Consider the following 17516-nt stretch of genomic DNA (forward strand, 5'->3'; position numbering starts at 1 on the left):
TTCACGGGGCCAAGCCACCAATCCCGACTTCGGCAATCGGCAGGATGACCGAAGGGTCGGGACGCGCGAGGCGTTGATCAACCGCCTGGCACGCGATGGATTGCAGCATGTGCCGGATGATGTTGAGGCGTGCGGCGCGTTTGTCGTTGGCGCGCACTGCAATCCACGGGGCATAGGCAAAATCTGTGCGTGTCAGCATTTCGTCCCGGGCGGTGGAATAATCGTTCCACTTCTCGAGCGCCACTGCGTCGATGGGGCTGATCTTCCACTGCTTGAGCGGATCAGTGCGCCGCGCTTCGAGGCGCTTGGCCTGCTCTTTTCTATCGATGTCGAGATAATATTTGAGAAGCGTAGTCCCGTCGCGCGCCAGCATCTCTTCGAATTGCGCAACATCGGCGAAGAAGTCGACAACTTCCTCCTTGCCGGCAAATCCCATCACCCGCTCGACGCCCGCCCGGTTGTACCAGGAGCGGTTGAACAGAGCGATCTCCTCATCGGCGGGCAGCTGTTCGCTATAGCGGCGAAAATACCAGCTGCGCGCGTCGCGATCGGAAGGTTTTCCCAAAGCGACGACCCGCGTCTCGCGCGGGCTCATGTGTTCGCGCACACGCTTGATCACACCGTCCTTTCCGGCCGCATCCCTCCCCTCGAATATGATCAGAACACGCTCGCCATGGGCGATGACCTGGCGTTGTATCTTGACCAGTTCGATCTGCAGCGCGCGCAATTGTTGCTTGTATTCGCTTTTGGATATTTTCTTCTTAGTCGAACTGGACATGTTGCTCTCCGGCTCTTTAGCTGCGATAACAGGACAAACCCCGAACATGTCGCGACGATACTACCGCCTGCGACCGTTTTGCGGGAAGGGACGGGCCCTTCTCCGGTATTGGGGCACTGGCGTTTTGGGGTTTTCCATGGTTGGAATTGAAGCCGATAAAGCTGACAGGTCCGAGGAGGCGTTGCGACCGATGGATGAAGCAGTGCGCCGGGCGCTGGTGGATAGCCACGAAGATATGCTGCGCTTCCTCATCGGCCGCATGCGGGGGCGCCAGGAGGCGGAGGAAGTTCTCCAGCGTTTCATGCTTCGTGCGATCGAGCGGGCTGGGGACCTGCGGGATGTGGGTTCGGTCAAGGGATGGCTCTCCCGAGTGCTGGCGACGACAATTGCCGACTTTTACCGACAGGCTGCGCGCGGCCGTAAACACGAAACCGCCATTGATCCTCAGGAACTCGCCGAACTCGCAGAAGCAGAAGTCATTTCTGACGCGGAGATGGAGGCTGCCGTATGCAACTGTCTCTATCGCCTCCTGCCAACGCTCAGGCCGGACTATGCCGAAGTCATCTGGCGCGCTGATTTGCTCGAGGAGCCGCGTGAAAGCATCGCCAGCGCCCTTGATACGAGTGTCAACAATATCAACGTGCGTCTTCATCGTGCGCGCGGCGCGCTTCGCACGCGCCTGCTCCAGATGTGCCGCACCTGTGTCATTCACGGTTTCCTCGATTGCGAATGCCAGCATGAGAAGGAGCAAGCACACGCGCCGTAGGCGCAGACTGTCGGGGCCGCACTATCTGGGCGATGCTAGTCACCGTCCTTGGGCCGCGCGTCTCCTGAGCTGCATGGCCGCATAGCTTTTTCGTTTTGGCGTGGATCGCTGTCGACGCCCAAGGTCCAGGACGGTGGGTCGCTCGCGGGAAACGATTCGTTCAGGGCTTCGTCGATCGCTCGCTCTTCCGGGCCGGAGGAGCGCGTCTCTGGCTTGCATCGTGGCCGGTCCGTGGGGGCGTTCGTCATCGGCTTGGCTCTTGCCTTCAATCGCTACAATCTCAGCTCGTCTGATCCGATACCAAGCGTTTTGTTTGTCAACCTCATCGAGACCTCGGGCTGCTCCTCGCTCGACGCAAGGGCGCGGATCGCATCTATCGTTTCAGGGATGACGATGGCTTGGTTGTCGACCATGTAATTGTAGCACAGTTCGGTTCCATCGACCGCGAGGATGTTGCTCCAGAGGGCCACCTCGTAGAGGTCTGCATTGGGCCGCCCCTCCATCGCCATCGCCTCTTTGACGCTGTTGAGTGCCGACAGTCCGCTGTCTCCATCGATGAGCAGAATTCTTGGCGAGGCCGCAAATGCGTCGAGGACTTCCTCCTTTGTCGCAGGCCGGGTGAGTTCAACATACCAGCTGTGCAGATGAGCCAAGGTCTCAGGAACCTTGATCGCGATCGTCACCACATCGAGTTCCGGATCCACATGCCGGGCATCCGGCCCCTGATGGCTCGGGATTGTCGGCTCGGGCACGAGCGTGTTCATGATCCCCCCGAGATGGCTCTCCCAGGGGTCGGTGGCCCGGCGCATGAGCGTGCCGCGCGCCTTTTTGAGCAGGCCTGCGCGCTTCAGCGCCCCTAGGGTGCGGACAATCGACGTGGTGTTGCATGACACGACCCGTGTCGCATCGCGGCCGAGTGCGCTCTCATAGGTTGCTTCGGCGACGAATGAGTGCCCCGCCACGTCGTGCTTCTCGCCTCCTTGCACGATGAATGGCTTCCCTGCGCGGCGATAGATGTCTGCGTTTTGGGCACCGATGCCCTTGGGTGTGCAGTCGACAATGACGTCGCTTGCCGCGATGAGATCCTCTAGCGAACCAGCAACGTCGAGCCCCGACTCCGGCAAGGTTTGCGAGGCCTGCGAACTGGCCGCAAACAGGCGAACGCCGTCCTTCGCGAGCATTGCGATCCGCCAATCGGCGGCGACGTCGGCGACGCCTGCCAATGCCATATCGGGTTGTAGCCTTACGGCGCCGACAACGCGGCGACCGATTACCCCTGCTCCTACGATCCCTACCGAGATCTTGTTTGGCTCCTTTGTCATCGACTATGAACTCCAGTTGGTGGTTGCGGGCGCACTCGTGACGCCGAAAGGGTGGGATTAGTGGCTCGCGCCGATCAGCTCATCGTTCTGGACGCTCCATGCGCACAAAGCCTCGGCGAGTGACGGCGACACATCCACTGCGTTGGTTGGATGCGCGATGGCATTGACGCTGATCACGCGCTTGGCACCGGCCTGCAGGAGCTCGTCATATGCATTGCCGGCAAAGATGGGGTGGACCACAACGCAAACCGGCGGCTTACTTCCAGCCTTCGAGAGCAGCTTGACTGTTTCGACGAGCGTTCGCGCACTAGAGGCAATATCGTCGATGATGACGGGTTGTTTGTCGTCCATATCGGGAAGGCTCCCGCCGCTGATCGCCACATCGAAGTCGCCCCAGCGTTTCTTCTCCAGAACAGCTGAAGGTATGCCGGCCCTTTCTGCGACATCGAGCACCCATTGTTCGCTCTCCTCGTCGGGGCCGATGACGAAGGCGTCCGGGATGTTCGCCTTTAGCCAATCCGCAATCGCCGGTGCTGCGGGCACGACCTTGCTCGGCACCGAATAAATCTCATCGAGATTGTCGATGCGGTGCAGGTGGGGATCGACGGTGACGAGGAAATCGAAATAGAACGACAGCAGCCGCGAGAACGAAATGGACGTGACGGCCTCGCCTGGATTGAAGGCCTTGTCCTGGCGCATATAGGCCAGATAAGGCGCGACGAGCGCGATGCTTCGCGCGCCCTGATCGCGCAGCGCATCCGCCGCAAAGAGCAATGGCGCGATTTTCGCATCGGGCCGGTCAAGAGTGCAAAGCAGGACTACATCTCGGCCACTTACCGGCGTGGCGATTCGCAAGTAGGTTTCTCCATCGGGGAACTGGCGCGTCTCGAGTTCGCCGAGATCGGCCTCGAAACACCGGGCAAGTCCTTCGGCCATGCCCGGTGCCGCGCTAAGGGAAAAGACGACCCTGCTCATTGTGCCTCCAATCTGATCATATCGCTGTTGCGCAAGGCAAAGGCGAAAGCGTAATCAAGCTCGCCCATGCTTTCGCCGTGAATGGTGAAGAGTGGCTGGCCTTCCTCGACCAAATCGCCCGACTGCACATGCAGAGCGATCCCGGCCGTCGCGCGCTGCGGTGCGCCAGCGAGTTTGGCAGTGCGCGCAAGCAGGCGGTTGTCAAAGGTGGCTACCCGTCCTGCGCGCGTGGCGAGGAATTCGCGCGTCTGGAGCGCCCGCCCTGGCTCTTTGAAGCCGCCCTGTGCTTCGCAGATAGCAAGAAATTTGCTTTCTGCGCGCCCCTCGACCAGCAATTGCGTAGCCTGATGAAGAGCATCGGTACGCGATACGCCGCTCAGTTCGAGAATGCCGGCAGCCAGCGCCAGCGCGCGAGCTTTGAGATCCTGCGGCGCGTCGTCGCGGTTGGCGAGGACCGCAAGGACATCATGTGCCTCCAGGGCCGGCCCGATCCCGCGTCCAACTGGCTGGGTCCCGTCGGTCTGGACTGTCGCGACGTGCAGTCCGCATTGCCGCGCCACGTTCTCGAGGAGCCCCGCAAGCGCATCGGCGTCCCTTGTGCTCCGAATCTTCGCGGTCGGTCCTACTGGTAGGTCAAGCAATACGTGCGTCGATCCGGCAGCAAGTTTCTTGGAAAGCACCGAAGCAACAAGTTGCGCATCGCTGTCAACATCCAGAGCCCGCTCGATCCGAATGAGGACGTCATCAGCCGGACTGAGATTGACGCTGCCGCCCCAAACGATGCAGCCGCCTTCTCGTTCGACCACCTTCTGCATGGCCGCCAGATCGAGCGTCACGGGCGCCATGGTCTCCATCGCATCCGCAGTACCGGCCGGTGATGTGATCGCCCTGGATGACGTCTTTGGCATCGTGAGACCGGCTGCCGCGATAATACTGACCACGATAGGTGTTGTCCGATTGCCCGGCAGTCCGCCGACGCAATGTTTGTCCATCACGCGGTCGGTATTCCATTCGAGGCGGTCGCCCGCAGCGAGCATCGCTCGGGTGAGGGCAGCGGTTTCCTCTCCCTGTGCTGGCTGCGCAGCGAAAGCGGACACGAACGCGGCGATGTCGACATCCGAATACCGACCGTCCGCGATATCGGCGATAATGTGTCCTAGACGGATCTCGTCAAGCCGGTGGCCATAGAGTTTAGCTCTAACGTGGCTGAGCGACGACAACGGATGAGGATGCCTGACTTGAAGCTCGTCGCCCTCGGCGAGGGAAAGCCGTGCCATCAGCCGGTGAGGCAGGCCCACTTCATCGTCGGCCAGGAGATCATCCGTAGCCCGGTAAAGCGTCGCCAAAAGCGTTCTTCCTTTCGCGACAAGTTCCACCCCCACGCGGGCGCGAAACCCTTCGGACCGCGCAACCGGACAATCCTCATGCATGAAGATCATCGCTTCGCCATCGGTTTCGATCGGCAAGGCGCGCGCGCGCAACGGATGAGCAAGTGCGTCTGTGGAGGAGGTAGGGGAAAGGATGGCCTCACTCATGAAAGGACGACCTCTTCGGCGTGCTCGGGGACGCGCGCATTCCAGCCAAGACGTTCGGTCACAAGATGTCTTAGGGTGTCGGACGCACCGGGCTCTCCATGGGTTACGAAAATCTGCCGCGGAGAGGACCGGAAACCTTCAAGCCATCGCAGCAGTTCGCCCTGGTCGGCATGGGCCGAAAGCATGTCGAGCTGCGCCACCTCGGCGCGGATGGGGATGTAACTGCCGTGGATTTTCAGTTCGGTCGCGCCATCGCGCAGGGCCGCCCCCCGCGTGCCGCCAGCCTGAAATCCTGCGAGGATGATCGTGTTGCGGTGACTGGGGGCATAGTGTTTGAGGTGATGCAAAATCCGCCCGCCGGTTGCCATGCCGCTCGCTGAAATTATGATCTTCGGCATGGCGCTGCGATTGAGCTGCTTGGACTCTTCGGCTTCGCGAACATATTCGGCAATTCCGCATGCATCGCGGCATTGCTTTTCGGTCAGGCGGTGTTCGCCGAGATGGTCACAGAAAATCGAGCTGGCGTTTACCGCCATGGGGCTGTCGAGATAGATCGGGATTTGCGGCAGTCTGCCTCGCTGCCGCAACTGACCGAGATGGTAGAGAAGCGTCTGCGCGCGGCCGATCGCGAAGGAAGGAATGATGACCGACCCGCCGCGCCGGACCGTTCTTCCGACTACGTCTTCGAGCACACTTTCAGGGTCGGCCTCGCCATGATGGCGATTGCCGTATGTGGACTCGGTGACGATGTAATCAGCCTCGGGAACTACCACAGGATCGACCATCGTCGCGCTGCCGTAGCGTCCGATGTCACCCGAGAAGACAATCTTCATATCGTCGCATTGCAGCTCGATACTTGATGCGCCGAGAATATGGCCCATCGGCCGGAAGATCGCCTTGCAATCGCGCGTAACTTCGACCGGCTCCTGGAAGGGCACAGGCCTGAATGACTTCAGCGCGGCTTTCGCATCGGCCTGGGTGTATAGGGGCCGAGGCGACTTGTGCTTGCTGTACCCTTTCCTTTTCGCATAGCGGGCATCGGCCTCCATCAAATACCCGCTGTCGGGAAGCAGCAATTCGCACAGTTTGAGCGTTGCGTGCGTGCTCAGCACGGGCCCCTTGAACCCGTCGCGTATCAGAGCTGGAACGTAGCCCGAATGATCAAGGTGGGCGTGCGTGAGAAGGACCGCATCGATTGACGCCGGATCGACCGGAAACGGCTTCCAGTTGCGCTCACGAAGCTGTTTGAAACCCTGAAAGAGCCCGCAATCGATGAGGATCCTGTGATCAGGCGTCTGAAGAAGATACTTCGATCCGGTGACCGTACCCGCTGCTCCGAGAAAACTTAGCTTGTAGCTCACCAGACCTCTTCCCTGCCAATCGGATAGATTAGTAACCCCCAACAGACGGGAGCACGTGGCGGAAATTACAGTTCAACCGTCCGAACTTACCGGAATCCGCAGGCAGGATCATCCGTTATGGGAAGTATCGGCGAAAAGCCGCCACCCGGGGTTCGCATATTTGTCGCCTGGCCATGGTAGAGCCGTGCCGCGCGCAACAGTATTTCTCCGGCATAGGTATAAAGCCGCACATCCACTTTGAGCTCGACGATATCCGTCTCAAGGCGGACCTTGCGCGTGCTCGGAGGCGTAAACCGCTGCGCGACATAGCCGCCCTCAACGATCTCGGACCAGACCCGCTTCGTCAGCTTCGCTCCGCGATAGGCGGCCTTGCTGCCATAACCGCGGGCAGGTTTGAAAAACCAGTCTCGCCGTTCGGACCAGAATTTCTCGGCGTTAAAACGATCGACGATTGCTGTTTTCGGCACCGCGGCGAGGATCACTTTTTTCTCGCGTTCGCTCAAACCGCACGAAGCCAGCCAATCCGGATCGGAAAGCAGGCAGAGGTTCCGCTTGTCGGCATAGAGCGCATGGATATGCGGATTTGGCGAGAGCACGACGCGGCCTGTCATATAGGCTTCCCGAAGGGTCCGGCTCTCCGGGCGATCGAGCGAGAAATCGACCAGGCGATTATACACAAGATCGATTTTCCTGCCCTCGAAGAGTAATCCGGCGGGGGACAGCTCGAGATCCTCGGGCCCGGCGACCACCGCTTCATATCCGTGCTCCTGCAACAGGGTCCTTGCTGCGAGAAATTCGGGAAAAAGCGGCTGTCCTTCAGGATCATCATCGACGATGGCGATGGATTCGAGCTCACCGGCACGATCCTGCGCATGCCACTCCTCCTCGAACATCCGGGCAATTCTTGTCCGAAACGTGTCCTGTGAGATGTCTGCGGCCAGAGCCGGTCGTGTTTCCCTGCAGCATTGGGTTTGCGCATCGGCAAGCAAGGCGTTCAGAAAAGCGCCGCCGGCATTGGTGTTGATCTCGATGAGCCGCGGACCGTTGGCGGTGAGATGGAAGTCGTAGCCCATAAAAACCCCTTTGGGCCCGAAATCTCGGGCGGCTGACGAAGGCGCCCAGCCCATGACAACCGAGCGGAAGGCGGGGGTTTTGGCGACGGTCTCGATGGCCGCGACAACCTGCGTCATGGCCGAAAGCGTAGCTGGATCGATGAATACCGGGGCAGCGGCAAAGAGGGTCGATTGCGATGCAAGGAGGGTGTCGCCGGCTCCGCTCTCGCCGAGTTCCGTATCGAGGAGGGTCGCCAAACGCTGCCGGTCGAGCGTTACGCACATGCACTCGGCATTGGCCCAGTCCGCCGCCTTCCCTTCAGCCTGTTCTGCAGCACAGCTGTCGGTCTTGTCATCGCATGGCATCATTCGGTTCCATCAATAATGGGCAGATAAAGCACTTCGCCCAGTGAGGAGTTGCGCTTTTTCGCTGTCTCGGCGAGACTCGGATATGCCGAGAATCTCTTTGCCAGACCAGCTTGCCACGCATGAGGTGCTCAATCAGCCTCCACCCCTTGTGGATTTCAACGCCTTCGAGCTCGACGTTCCTCTGCAAAGCGCACTCGAACGAAACGGGGCGGCTGCGCACCGCGACCAGCTTGCTGTATTTGGCAAACGCGTCGGCAGTTTCGAGGCGCTCGAATGGGGGCGCCTTGCCAACGAAAATCCGCCAAAGCTAAAAACCTTCGACCGCTTCGGCCACCGGATCGACGAAGTCGAGTTTCATCCCGCCTACCACCAACTCATGCGCCTCGGTCTTGAATCGGGCGTGTCGGGGGCGGCCTGGACCGCCGAACAGGCGGGTCATACGCTGCACGCTTCGCTCCTCTACCTCATGACCCAGGCCGACGCGGGCACGGCCTGCCCGATGTCGATGACTTACGCGGTCGTTCCCGCGCTCCGCGCCGAACCGGCCGTAGCCGCTGAATGGGAGCCGCGCGTTACCAGCGGCCGATATGACCCGCGGTTTATCCCGGCGGCTGAGAAGACTGGCGCGACAATGGGCATGGCGATGACCGAGAAGCAGGGCGGTAGCGACGTTCGCGCGAATACTACACGCGCGCATGCGCTCGGGACGGGGGAATATGAGCTGATCGGCCACAAGTGGTTCTGTTCCGCCCCGATGTCCGACGCCTTTCTGACCCTCGCCTACGCAGAAGGCGGTCTGACCTGCTTTCTCGTGCCGCGCTGGCGCCCCGACGGGACCCGCAATGCCATTCACATCATGCGGCTCAAAGACAAGCTCGGCGACCGCTCCAACGCCTCGTCCGAAATCGAATATCACGGCGCCTGGGCCCAGCGTGTCGGGGAAGAAGGTAGGGGCATACGGACCATCATCGATATGGTGCAGGGTACACGGCTCGACTGCATTGCAGGGTCCGCCGCGGGAATGCGTGCAGCTCTTACGCAAGCCGCATGGCATACGCGGCACCGCACGGCCTTCCAGCGCCAATTGGCCGACCAGCCCGCCATGCGCGGTGTTCTCGCCGACCTCGCGCTCGAGGTCGAGGCCGCGACGGCGCTGATGATCCGCATCGCCTCGGCGTTCGACGCTGCGCAGGCCAGCGACGAACGCGAAGCGGCCTTTGCGCGCCTCGCGACGCCGATCGCAAAATATTGGGTCTGCAAACGTCAACCCGGCTTCGTCTACGAAGCGCTTGAGTGTCTTGGCGGCGCCGGCTTTGTGGAAGAGGGGCCCATGCCGCGCCTTTTTCGGCAGAGCCCTCTGAATGCGATCTGGGAGGGGTCGGGCAACGTGATCGCGCTCGATGCCCTCCGCGCGCTTACGCGGGAACCGGGGGCGTGGGAAGCCCTGCGCGCGGAACTTGGCCTGGCGCAGGGCGCGCATCCGCTGCTCGATGCGGCCATCGATCGCATCGACGGCATTCGTGTCAATGGTGTTCCCGCGGAATCCGAAGCGCGCGCCTTCGTCGAGACGGTCGCGCTCGCGCTGGAAGCAGCCTGCCTTCGCGATGCACCATCTGCCGTTCTCGCCGGGTTCTGCGCGACGCGGCTCGATCCCGACAACCGTGCGTTTCTTCATGGCGCTGCGAGTGCTTCGCTTGACACCGACCGGCTGTTGGCCCGTGCCCTGCCAAGCGAATGAGGCGTCGGACGCTCTTGCAGTGAAGGACGCTTCTTCGGCATCAAGGCCTGACACTCAGCCAGGTGCCTGACCGGGAACAAGCGGGGCGGGGGCCTCTTGGGCGGAGTCTCCAGGCGTATAGCTGTCGAGGCGGGTGCGTTTGAGCAGCAGGGCATTGACCGCGACAAGGACGGAACTGCCGGACATGGCGATTGCTGCGACAGCGGGACTAATAATGAACGGATAGAAGACACCGGCGGCGGCGGGAAAGGCGATGACGTTGTAGGCGACCGCCCAGAACAGGTTCTGATGCATCTTTCGCAGCGTCGCACGCGACAGCTCCACCGCGCCGACAACATCGTAGGGATCACTTCGCATCAGCACGACGTCTGCGCTTTCCATGGCCACATCGGTACCGGCCCCGATCGCAAAGCCCACATCGGCCTGGGTCAGGGCAGGCGCATCATTGATGCCATCCCCGACCATTCCGACTCTTTTTCCTTGCGCCTGAAGCTCTTTCACCTTGTCGGCCTTCTGGCCGGGAAGCACATCGGCGAGCACGATGTCGATACCCAGTTCCTCGGCCACGCGCCGCGCGGTACCCTCATTGTCGCCGGTGAGCATGGCGACCTCGACGCCCTTGTCATGCAGCCGGGCAATCGCGGCCTTGGCCGTCGGACGCGGCGCATCGGCGATCGCGATCAGGCCTACAAGAATCCCCTGGTGAGCGACATGGACGACCGTGCGGCCCGCTCCCTTGAGTTCCTCGGCCTTGTCAGCCAGCCCTCCCAGTGAGATTGATTCTTCGTCCATCAGCCGGCGGTTGCCGAGGAAAACGGTATCGCCGTTGACGTCCGCCTGCGCCCCTCTCCCGTCGCGGTTGAGAAAATCGCGCGCTTCGGGGATCTTCAGTCCTTCGGCCTTGTCAAGGATGGCAAGGGCGAGCGGATGCTCCGATCCCTTTTCGACCGCAGCGGCCAGTAGCAACACCTGTTCGGGCATGCGGCCCTCGGCGGCCACGATATCCACGACGCGCGGTTCGCCCATCGTCAAGGTGCCGGTCTTGTCGAAGATAACGACATTGAGCTTTGTGGCGTCTTCCAGCGCCGACGCGTTCTTGAACAGAATGCCGCGACTTGCGCCGAGCCCGGTGCCGACCATGACCGCCATCGGTGTGGCCAGTCCGAGCGCATCGGGGCAGGCGATCACGAAGACCGTGATTGTCAGGGTCACGGCAAACAGCAATGTCTCACCGATCCACCAGAACCAGACAGCAAACGTTCCGAGGCCAATGACGATCGCGATCAGAACAAGCCATTGCGACGCGCGGTCGGCGAGCAATTGCGCGGGCGCCTTGGAATTCTGCGCCTCCTGCACGAGCTTCACGATTTGCGCGAGCGCCGTGTCAGCGCCGACCTTGGTCGCCCGGTAGCGGAAACTGCCGCTCTTGTTGATGGTCGCTCCGATGACCTCGTCACCGGGTCCTTTTGCGACCGGCATGGATTCGCCGGTCAGCATCGATTCATCGACTTGGGAGCTGCCTTCCAATACCTCCCCGTCTACGGGGATCTTGTTGCCCGGGCGGATGAGCACGGTGTCGCCTTCAAGGACGTCGGCCGTTGGGATTTCCTGCTCCTCGCCATCGCGCAGAACGACCGCCATTGGCGGGGCCAGGTCGAGCAGAGCCCGGATCGCCGCCGACGCGCCCGCGCGCGCGCGCATTTCCAGCCAGTGCCCGAGGAGGATGAACACGAGCAGGATGGCGACGGCCTCATAGAATTGCACGCCGGGAAAGAAAAATGTCGATCCGACGCTGAAGAGATAGCCGGTGCCGACCGAAAGCACGACAAGCACGGCCATATTGAGAATGCCATTGCGAAGGGCGCGCCATGCAGCGACCACAAATGGCCAGACCGGATAGAGCACGGCCGCGCTCGCCAGGCCGAACAGAAAAAGCTCAAGATTCATGCCGAACGGCGGGGCCGGAGGAGTGAAAAAGCCGCCCATCGGGGAGTAGATGAAAATCGGGATCGTGAAGATGAAGGCAATCCAGAAACGGTTGCGCATGTCGCGTACCATCTCCTGCATGTCCATGCCTGCCCCGTGGCCCATTTCCTGGGCCATTTCGTCCTTCGCCCCGCCTTGGCGGTGGTCGTGGTGAACTGCCTGTTCTCCCCTGCTGTCCGCACCGCGCCCCGGTCCCCTGCCGGATTCCGAAAGATTTGCTTCCGCCGGTTTGCAGACATGCTTCGGCATGATGCCGCCACGGCAGCGGAAACCGCAGCTTTTGATCAGGCTCTGAAGCCGCGTCCCATCGGTCTGCGCAGGGTCGTATTCCACGGTCACGCTGCCCCCCGCGGGGTTTGCAGTGGCCCGGCTTACGCCGGCTTCATGCCGCAGCTGCTTCTCCACGCCGAGGTGATCGAGTTCTTCAAAGAGATTTCCGACTTCTAAAGTGAGTGTTGCCAAAGCGAATTCCCTCTAGGCTGAACCATAGTGCTTCTGGATCAAGACGGTAATGAGCGCTGGCTCTTACAGTTGCTTGCCTGCCACCCTAACCCTCGCTGCGCGCTCTGAGTTCGGCATAGAGCCGCTCGACATCGCTGCGCTTGCATAGCGAAGTTCCTGGTGTAAGCGCCGTGGCAGCGCCAGCTGCCATGCCGTAAAGAAAGGCCGCCTCGGGCGCGTCGCCTGCGGCAAGGCGAACGGTCATTGCGGCAAGGAAGCTGTCTCCCGCACCGACGGCGCTTTGTGCATTGATCTTCGGTGCGGCGTGCATCACGGTCTTCTCGGGCGTTACAAGCATGGCGCCATCGCGCCCCAGAGTGAGAGCGAGCATGTCGAGGCCATTATCGCGCACGATGGCTTGGGCCGCCGTTTCCTGCTCTGCCGCGGTCGCCAGCCTTCGGCCGACGAGCGTTTCGAGTTCGCCTAGGCTCGGCTTTGCCAGGTGAACGCCGCCACCAATGCCATGCCGCAGAGCGTCTCCAGAACTGTCCAGCACCAGCTTGATGCCTCGGCGCTGGCAAATCGCACCGACGACGGCGTAGATATCGCTACGCAGCCCGCGCGGAAGACTCCCGCTTGCCACGAGATATTTGCAATCGAGCGTTTGCAGCGCTCGCAGGACGACTTCGCAGTCGCGTTCGGAGACTTCCGGACCCTGCGGCACGAAGCGAAATTCGAGATTGGTGGACCGTTCGTAGATCGCGTGGCTGATCCGCGTGGAGCCGGAGATCGAGAAGCGTTCGGCACGCACCCTTGCTTGCTTGACGAGCTCCTGCAGCACGCCGCCTGTTGCTCCACCTGCAAGGTAAAGCGCGTAGGACTGGCCGCCGAGTTCATTGATGACGCGCGCAACGTTGAGACCGCCTCCGCCAGGGTAATAATGCTCATCGAATGTGCGGATCTTGTGCATCGGCTTCACCACCTCGGCCTGCGCCGCGCCATCGATAGTCGGGTTGAGCGTCAGGGTGGCTATCATGACGAGGGGATCCTTTGTCGTTTTTACGGTCTCCCCGGTTAAGACGCGGCAGGATACGCAGCCTTACGCCGCCATGATCCGCTCGTATGCCTGTCTGGTTTCGTCGGCGCTCGTCAGGCTGAGCCGCCCGTGTAACCTTGGCGACGCCAAGGCGTCTGTCCTCGCAGGCGACGCGCGAAAAATCAGAGAAATGGTGCAAGATTTGATCCTCCCTTCAAGACGCGATCGCGACCCTGAGCTATTTGTGAAGATTTTTGGAAGCGGTGTCCGGACCCTGGTGTTCGTTGCGGGGCTGGGTGGGACCACGCGATATTGGGAGACGCGGGTAACCGAGCTTGCGCAAGAGCATAGAATTGTGCTCGTCGACCTCTTGGGCTTCGGACGATCGCCCAAGCCCTGGGTGAAGTATAGCGTCGAACGGCATGTCGATGCCCTGCGGCGCGTTCTCGCCCCTCTCGGGCCGGTAACGCTCGTTGGCCATTCGCTGGGCGCTTTGATTGCCGCAGCCTATGCGGCCAGACATACCGAGACTGTCGAGCGCCTCGTCCTCATCAGCTTGCCTCACTTCGGATCGCAGGACGCGGCGTATACATATATGCGCCAGGGACCGGTTAAAGGAGGGCTCATATACACCAACGTCCTGTTGACCATGCTAGCCTGCATCATCACGCGCCGCCTGTTAGGGAGAATCCTGCCCTATCTCATTCGAGATATTCCGCGCGAGGTCGTCGAAGACCTTGTCAAGCATACGTGGAGGTCATCTACCTCGTCGCTATGGGATGTTGTCTATCGCCATGACGTTGCGGACGACCTGAGAATTCTAGAGCCCGTTCACAACGTGCTTTGTATTCATGGGAGCGATGACATCATGGCACCGCTTGCGCCGGTAAGAGCGCTGGCAGAAGCTTTCTCGAATGTGCAGCTTTGTGTCCTTGAGGGGCTCGATCATCACCCCTTTCTGCGCGAGCCGGAAAGGTGCTGTGAGCTTATCGCGAGCTTTGCCGAGCAAGCGGCGCGAGAAGCCATGTTGCCGAATGGCTGAGCCCGCCTGACTCCTTTGGCCCCGGACGGGGAGGGCCGAGCCGCGCTGATGCGGGCCGAGGGTGCCTCTGCGCCGATCTCCGCCGTAATCGCCGGCCCTCTTTCCCGTCCGATAGACGAGACGCAGTCTGGCGCTGCTTACGGCCGAGCGGAGGGCGACATTACATTCAGCCTATTTCTTGCAGCGCTTTCGCCCCTGCTCGCGGTTCTGCTTTTCCTTGTCGGTCTGCGGATGCCCGCATCGCGGGCCATGGCACTGGCCTATATCGTAACCGCCGCTGCCGGCTATTTCCTGTGGCACATGGCGCCCCGCACAATCCTGGCCGCTTCGATCGAGGGTTTGGCGATCGCGGCCTCGGTCTTGTGGATCATCTTTGGTGCGATACTTCTCTTGAGGCTCCTTACCGAAGGCGAGGCGATGGCCCGGATACGCGAAGGATTCGCGGCCATATCGCCGGAACCGCGGGTCCAGCTCATCGTCATCAGCTGGACCTTCGGTGCTTTCCTCGAAGGCGTCGCCGGTTTCGGCACACCGGCCGCCATTACCGCTCCGCTGCTTGTGGCGCTTCGTTTCACACCCATGGCAGCCGTGTCGCTTGCACTGATTGCCAATAGCAGCCCGGTTGCCTTCGGTGCGATCGGTACGCCGGTGGCCATCGGGCTGCGCGAAGGACTCCGTCAACCTGCCGCAAATGGCGGGCTCGATAATCTGATCGAAAACTCGGCGCAGATGGCAGCTGCAATTGATCTGACTACCGGATCGCTCGTCCCGTTCGCGCTCATCCTTATCTATTCGCGGTTCTTTTCCAAAGAACTAAGCTGGTCCAGTGCGCTGGGCTATTGGCGGTTCGCTCTGTTTGCCGGTCTGGCTTACACCATACCTGCCTTTATCGTCAGTGCGACGCTAGGACCGGAACTTCCCGCGCTTGCCGGCGCGCTTTGTGCCATCGTGCTCGTGGTACCAGCAGCACGGCACGGCTTTCTCATGCCCCGCTCGAGCGGGGCTGATCCGGGTGCGCCGATTGCCGTAGAACCGTCACGCGTTACACTGAAGCGAGCCTGGGCACCCTATCTCTTGCTCGCCGCGCTCCTTCTCGTGAGCCGCGCAGATCTGTTGCCGGTTAAACAGGTCATGCAGGATGTCTCGTTTGCCTGGCTTTCGGTCTTGGGGACACCGATCAACATTGCGATTGCGCCGCTATATTTGCCGGGTTCGATGTTTTTGATCGCGGGTCTTTTGGCCGTCTTCCTTCTGCCTCTCGACCGTGAGCGGCTCCGCCGCGCTGGCCGGGACACATTGAAAATTACGGTCGCAAGCGCGGTGACGCTGGCGGCGGCGGTCCCGATGGTGCGCGTCTTTGTGCATTCGGCAATCAATTCAAACGGTCTGCCGAGCATGCCAATGGCGCTTTCAGTTCTTGCGGCCGATGCCGCCGGACAGAACTGGCCGGTGATTGCACCATTCATCGGAGCGCTGGGCAGTTTTCTCTCAGGAAGTGCGACCTTCAGCAATATGACATTTGCGCTGTTTCAGTTCACCGCAGCCAATCAGGCCGGACTGCCACCGGAAACCGTCCTTGGCGCCCAGATCCTTGGCGCTAGCGCGGGGAACATGGTGTCGGTAGTCAATGTGGTGGCAGCTGCAGCCGTCGTCGGCCGTGTCGGGCGCGAGGGAGAGATCATCCGGGTCACGCTCGTACCCATGCTCGCCTATACTGCTGCCGTTGGCCTTGTCGCCGCTGCCGCAATCGGGTTGGCACGATGATCGAGCATGTGCTGCATCTCATTCTCCTGTTGCTGGCGGCGAGATCCTTCGGCGAGATCGCAACGCGCATTGGCCAGCCCGCGCTGGTGGGGGAGATAGGTGCCGGGCTAGCACTGGCGGTTTTGGCGGCTTCCCTCAACGCCCCGTTTCTCGCCGAATTGTCGCGCAGCGCCTTTCTCGATCTGACCGCCGAATTCGGAATTTTCTTCCTGCTGCTGCTTGCCGGCCTTGAAATTGCCCCCGGAGAGCTGTTCAGACATTCGGGTCGCTCGGCTGCCGTTGCGCTCGGGGGCGTGCTGTTGCCACTCGCCCTGGGCCTGGCCCTTGCGTGGTGGGTGATTCCCGACAACCCGATGAAATTTGTCCAGGCTCTGCTGGTGGGCGTTGCATTGTCAATTTCTGCGGTCCCGGTCGCCATCGGCGTGTTCATGGACCTCGGCATGGTCCATACGCCAACCGGCCGTACGGTGATCGCCGCTGCAATTCTCGACGATATCATCGGACTTGTGCTGCTCGCGATCTTGACCGGCGCAATTGCGGCAGGTTCCGTCCCGGGGATTGGGGCGATGTTGCCGCTGCTTGGCAAAGCCGCGCTGTTCTTCCTCATTGTCGCTGGCACGGGCTATTTCGGAGCGCCGAGGATCGCCAATCTGATCTCGCGGCTTCGGATCCCCGCCCCTGAATTTACCGCGCTCATTCTGACAGCGTTGGGGTTTTCAGGGTTGGCCGAAGTGCTCGGAATGGACTTCATCATCGGAGCCTTTGCTGCCGCCCTTCTGTTCAACGCCAAGAGCCTGGGTCAAGCCTCTTTCGCGCGCCTGAAAGCAGCGGTCAGCGATCTCACGATGGGCTTGCTGGCCCCGCTTTTCTTCCTTTCGATCGGCATTCGCGTCGATTTCGCGGCCCTTGCCATCATTCCTGGCATCGTGCTGGCGCTGATCCTAGCCGCACTTGGCGGCAAGATCATCGGCGCAGGGATTCCTGCTCTGCTTTCTGGTCTCACCCGCAAAGAGGCGCTTGGGGTCGGGTTCGGCATGAGCGGCCGCGGAGCGGTCGAACTGATCATCGTAAGTATCGCCTTGGAAGCAGGGCTTTTTGATTATCCCGACCCGGTCGTTGCCAATCTCTTCTCAGCTCTTGTGCTGATGGCGCTCGTCACCACGATTGTCACGCCCATCGGACTGCGCTGGCTTTTTCGCGATCGGGGGTAGAAAGCCTGTAATCGGCCGGGCTGAAAACCGTCTCACCATATGGACGATGCTTCGGCGGCGACGGGTAAGATTTAGCCGCCGCTCGAGGCAACGTCCACGTTCGACCACTGCCGAGCACCGCTCGCGAATGACCCGGAGAT

General features: G+C 61.2%; 13 protein-coding genes. 5 read left to right on the forward strand and 8 right to left on the reverse strand.

Going from position 1 to position 17516, the window contains the following annotated elements:
- Window position 1 precedes the first annotated feature (1 nt).
- Entirely contained in the window at window positions 2–778 is a 777-nt protein-coding gene (ppk2, locus tag LOZ74_RS05825) for a polyphosphate kinase 2 (RefSeq protein WP_230293251.1), read from the reverse strand.
- A 136-nt stretch (window positions 779–914) separates the two neighbouring features.
- On the opposite strand from ppk2, the gene LOZ74_RS05830 reads away from it, so the two are divergent.
- Window positions 915–1544 carry an RNA polymerase sigma factor gene (locus tag LOZ74_RS05830; protein WP_230293252.1) on the forward strand — a complete coding sequence of 210 codons (630 nt, stop codon included), beginning with the start codon at window positions 915–917 and terminating at the stop codon, window positions 1542–1544.
- Window positions 1545–1816: 272 nt separating this feature from the next.
- Here LOZ74_RS05830 and LOZ74_RS05835 read toward each other — a convergent pair whose 3' ends face one another.
- The 5 genes from LOZ74_RS05835 to LOZ74_RS05855 all read right to left on the reverse strand — a co-directional run bounded on the left by LOZ74_RS05835 (window position 1817) and on the right by LOZ74_RS05855 (window position 8158).
- On the reverse strand, window positions 1817–2866 hold the full coding sequence (locus LOZ74_RS05835) for a type II glyceraldehyde-3-phosphate dehydrogenase (protein ID WP_230293253.1): 1050 nt from the start codon (window positions 2864–2866) through the stop codon (window positions 1817–1819).
- Window positions 2867–2923: 57 nt separating this feature from the next.
- Window positions 2924–3841, reverse strand: coding sequence for a ribose-phosphate pyrophosphokinase (locus LOZ74_RS05840; RefSeq protein ID WP_230293254.1), 918 nt, complete (start codon window positions 3839–3841; stop codon window positions 2924–2926).
- A complete protein-coding gene (locus LOZ74_RS05845; protein WP_230293255.1) occupies window positions 3838–5376 on the reverse strand; it encodes a thymidine phosphorylase family protein in 1539 nt (512 codons plus the stop codon). The genes LOZ74_RS05840 and LOZ74_RS05845 overlap by 4 nt, the downstream gene beginning before the upstream one ends.
- Entirely contained in the window at window positions 5373–6737 is a 1365-nt protein-coding gene (locus LOZ74_RS05850; protein ID WP_230293256.1) for an MBL fold metallo-hydrolase RNA specificity domain-containing protein, read from the reverse strand. The genes LOZ74_RS05845 and LOZ74_RS05850 overlap by 4 nt, the downstream gene beginning before the upstream one ends.
- 86 nt (window positions 6738–6823) lie before the next feature.
- Window positions 6824–8158 (reverse strand): hypothetical protein, encoded by a 1335-nt coding sequence (locus tag LOZ74_RS05855; protein ID WP_230293257.1) that lies wholly within the window; start codon window positions 8156–8158, stop codon window positions 6824–6826.
- Window positions 8159–8306: 148 nt separating this feature from the next.
- On the opposite strand from LOZ74_RS05855, the gene LOZ74_RS05860 reads away from it, so the two are divergent.
- Window positions 8307–9896, forward strand: coding sequence for an acyl-CoA dehydrogenase family protein (locus LOZ74_RS05860; RefSeq protein WP_230293258.1), 1590 nt, complete (start codon window positions 8307–8309; stop codon window positions 9894–9896).
- A 54-nt stretch (window positions 9897–9950) separates the two neighbouring features.
- On the opposite strand, the gene LOZ74_RS05865 is transcribed toward LOZ74_RS05860, so the two are convergent.
- Window positions 9951–12344 (reverse strand): cation-translocating P-type ATPase, encoded by a 2394-nt coding sequence (locus LOZ74_RS05865; RefSeq protein ID WP_230293259.1) that lies wholly within the window; start codon window positions 12342–12344, stop codon window positions 9951–9953.
- 85 nt (window positions 12345–12429) lie between these two features.
- Entirely contained in the window at window positions 12430–13359 is a 930-nt protein-coding gene (locus LOZ74_RS05870) for a 1-phosphofructokinase family hexose kinase (RefSeq protein WP_046904079.1), read from the reverse strand.
- Between LOZ74_RS05870 and LOZ74_RS05875 the strand changes: the two genes are divergently transcribed.
- From LOZ74_RS05875 to LOZ74_RS05885, 3 genes are all read left to right on the forward strand, one after another.
- Window positions 13358–14401: an alpha/beta fold hydrolase gene (locus LOZ74_RS05875; protein ID WP_230293260.1), complete on the forward strand. Its 1044-nt coding sequence runs from the start codon at window positions 13358–13360 to the stop codon at window positions 14399–14401. The two genes, LOZ74_RS05870 and LOZ74_RS05875, sit on opposite strands and share 2 nt — an antisense overlap.
- A 207-nt stretch (window positions 14402–14608) precedes the next feature.
- The gene (locus LOZ74_RS05880; RefSeq protein WP_230293826.1) at window positions 14609–16165 is read left to right on the forward strand and encodes an L-lactate permease; all 1557 of its coding nucleotides are present in this window, start codon (window positions 14609–14611) and stop codon (window positions 16163–16165) included.
- Window positions 16162–17376 carry a cation:proton antiporter gene (locus tag LOZ74_RS05885; RefSeq protein ID WP_230293261.1) on the forward strand — a complete coding sequence of 405 codons (1215 nt, stop codon included), beginning with the start codon at window positions 16162–16164 and terminating at the stop codon, window positions 17374–17376. Before LOZ74_RS05880 ends, LOZ74_RS05885 begins: the two co-directional genes overlap by 4 nt.
- Window positions 17377–17516 lie beyond the last annotated feature (140 nt).

Source organism: Croceicoccus sp. Ery5 (genome assembly GCF_020985325.1).
Taxonomy (GTDB): Bacteria; Pseudomonadota; Alphaproteobacteria; order Sphingomonadales; family Sphingomonadaceae; genus Croceicoccus.

Bases quoted from the DNA above. Each gene is read 5' to 3' on its own strand.
- ppk2 (WP_230293251.1), bottom strand. From the start codon at position 778: ATGTCCAGTTCGACTAAGAAGAAAATATCCAAAAGCGAATACAAGCAA.
- LOZ74_RS05830 (WP_230293252.1), top strand. From the start codon at position 915: ATGGTTGGAATTGAAGCCGATAAAGCTGACAGGTCCGAGGAGGCGTTG.
- LOZ74_RS05870 (WP_046904079.1), bottom strand. From the start codon at position 13,359: ATGATAGCCACCCTGACGCTCAACCCGACTATCGATGGCGCGGCGCAG.
- LOZ74_RS05875 (WP_230293260.1), top strand. From the start codon at position 13,358: ATGACGAGGGGATCCTTTGTCGTTTTTACGGTCTCCCCGGTTAAGACG.
- LOZ74_RS05845 (WP_230293255.1), bottom strand. From the start codon at position 5,376: ATGAGTGAGGCCATCCTTTCCCCTACCTCCTCCACAGACGCACTTGCT.
- LOZ74_RS05855 (WP_230293257.1), bottom strand. From the start codon at position 8,158: ATGATGCCATGCGATGACAAGACCGACAGCTGTGCTGCAGAACAGGCT.
- LOZ74_RS05835 (WP_230293253.1), bottom strand. From the start codon at position 2,866: ATGACAAAGGAGCCAAACAAGATCTCGGTAGGGATCGTAGGAGCAGGG.
- LOZ74_RS05840 (WP_230293254.1), bottom strand. From the start codon at position 3,841: ATGAGCAGGGTCGTCTTTTCCCTTAGCGCGGCACCGGGCATGGCCGAA.
- LOZ74_RS05885 (WP_230293261.1), top strand. From the start codon at position 16,162: ATGATCGAGCATGTGCTGCATCTCATTCTCCTGTTGCTGGCGGCGAGA.